The following is a 2,576-nucleotide window of genomic DNA, read 5'->3' as shown; positions in this document are numbered from 1 at the left end:
CGTCGGCCATCGCCTGACGAGCCCTCGCGCGTGCGGTTTGTGAACGTGAATCAGTCTTGGTAGCCGCCATGTGATCGACCCTATTGCCCCACCCATCGTGCCGCAATCCCCAACCACCATGCCGCCGTCATCGTCGCGCCGTCCTGGTCCCCGATCGCCGCACCACATCTAGCACTGGCCGTGCTAGATCATCCTCGCTGTCGCTCGCTTAAACTGCCACACACAGTATGCACTTCTAGTGATAGACGGGAAACACCTGGTCAGCGCCCTGCGGCCTCGTGGGGCGTAGACGCCCCGCCACCGGCCGCATACGCTGGAGGCTGTGATGAGTCTGCGAGCGGTTCACGCAGGGACTGGATACCAGTACCTGCTGCGCTCGGTGGCGACCCATGACGCCGACCCCGAAGGCAAGTCACTGTCGGACTACTACGCCGCCAAAGGCACCCCACCGGGGGTCTGGATCGGCTCCGGACTGACCGGATTGAACTCCGAGACCGCGACCGTTGGGGCCATCGTGACCGAGGAACAGATGGCCGCCCTGTACGGCGAGGGACTGCACCCGGACACCGACCAGAAGATGGCCGACGGCGCGCCCCTCGCGGCGTGCAAGTTGGGCCGAAGTTTCCCGATCTACACCGGCGGCGTCGAGGTCCTTCAGGCTATTGCTACTGCCGAGAAAACCTTCCTCGCCGTCGAGGGACGGCGCCCCACCGTCGAGGAACGAGGCCAGATCGCCGAAAGTACGGCCCGCCCCTTCTACACCAAGGAGTTCGGCTACGAGCACGCCTCCGGAGAAGACGTCATCGCCTGGGTCAACCGGGAACGCGACCGCGTCAAACAAGCCGTCGCCGGATTCGATTTCACGTTCTCTCCAGTGAAAAGTGTCAGCGTCTGGTGGGCACTGGCCGACGAGAACACCGCCTCCCACATCGCCGCGCTGCATCACGAAGCCGTCGCCGAAGCCTTGGCGTGGGCCGAGGACAACGCCATCTACACCCGGGTCGGGACCGGAGGCATCAAACAGGTCAAAACCGGCGGGATCATCGCCTCAGAGTTCACCCACTTCGACACTCGAGGCGGCGACCCGGACCTGCACTCGCACGTGCTGATCGCCAACAAAGTCCAAGCCCCTGACGGGCGCTGGCTCTCCCTGGACGGGCGGGCCATCTTCCAGATGCATCAGGCGATCTCGTCGCGCTACGACGCGATCCTGCACGACAAACTCACCCGGAGAATGGGCGTGGAATTCCAGGCCCACTACCCGCACCCGGACAAGGCACCGATCTGGGAAATCGCCGGCATCGACCGCAAGCTGATCGACGCTTTCTCCTCACGACGGGCGATGGCCCGCCCGGTCTACAACCAGCTCGTTGCCAACTACGTCGCAAAGCACGGCCGCCAACCCGGACAACGGGCCTCCTACGCCCTGTGGCAGAAAGCCATCCTGGATACCCGCGACGCCAAAAAGCCGGCCCTGTCGCTGGACGAGCACCGCGCCGGCTGGCGCGAGCGGGCCGCACAGATCGTCGATGAGCACACCCTGGACACCCTCACCGACCGGGTCACCCGGCACGGCAAGGCCGGAGTCGAGCGGGACATCTTCAACGCCGACACTCACGCCCGTGTCGTGGCCCAGCGGGCAGTGGAGGCGGTGACGGCAAGGCGCGCACAGTTCCGCCGCTCGCACGTTCAGACCGCGGTGTCGACCGCACTCAAGGGCTACGTGTTCACCGGCGAGCAGGCCCTGGAACAGGCGCACCAGGCGGTGATGGACACCGCCATGGATGAGTTGGTCATCCCCTTGACCCCACCAGAAATCCTCGACCTGCCGGGTGCCCTGACCCGTCCGGACGGGGCCGGGGTGGACCGGCACGCCAACACCGAAAAGTTCACCACCCACGCCGTCCTGGACGCCGAGCAACTCGCCCTGGACGCTGCGCGTACCCCGGTCGCGGTCACCGCCCCGGCAGCGGTCCTCGAGCATGTCCTGGCCGAACACGAGACAAGCGAAGGGTGGAGCCTGAATGCCGGTCAGCGGGCGCTGGCCGGGCACCTCATCGGGGCCGGAACCCTGCTCGCCGCCGGCGTCGGACCGGCCGGCACCGGCAAGACCGCCTCCATGAAGATCGTCGCCGACACCTGGCACGCAACCGGACGCACCGTGATCGGACTGGCACCGTCCGCCGCTGCTGCGGCCATCCTGTCCGAGGACATCGGCGCCGACTGCCACACCATCGACTCACTGACGTTCACGTGGCTGGGCCGCAACCCCAACCAGCCCGGCCGCACCCTCGCAGCCCTGCCGGTGACCATCTCCCCCGGCGACATGCTGCTGGTGGACGAAGCCGGCATGGCCAGCACCGAGAACCTGGCCGCCTTGACCGAGATCGCCGCCGAAACCGGGGCCGTCCTGCGTCTGGTCGGCGACCCCAAACAGCTATCCGCCGTGGAGACCGGAGGCCTGCTGGCCGACCTGACCCGCACCCCGGGAACCCCCGAACTGCGCGAGGTCATGCGCATGGGCTCAGACACCGCCCAAGCCGAAGCCACCTTGGGCCTTCGTGACGGCAACCCCG

General features: G+C 67.0%; 1 protein-coding gene. It reads left to right on the top strand.

The genetic code is table 11. From position 1 onward, the window contains the following. Positions 1-325: 325 nt before the first annotated feature. Positions 326-2,576 (top strand): MobF family relaxase (gene mobF / locus AYO52_RS15295; protein WP_156523643.1); only part of this gene is annotated, 2,251 nt, incomplete at its 3' end.

The organism is Dietzia sp. 111N12-1 (assembly GCF_001658045.1).
Taxonomy (GTDB): Bacteria; Actinomycetota; Actinomycetes; order Mycobacteriales; family Mycobacteriaceae; genus Dietzia; species Dietzia kunjamensis.
The sequence above is the reverse complement of the archived record's forward strand: the minus strand, read 5'-3'. Positions and strand labels throughout refer to the sequence as shown.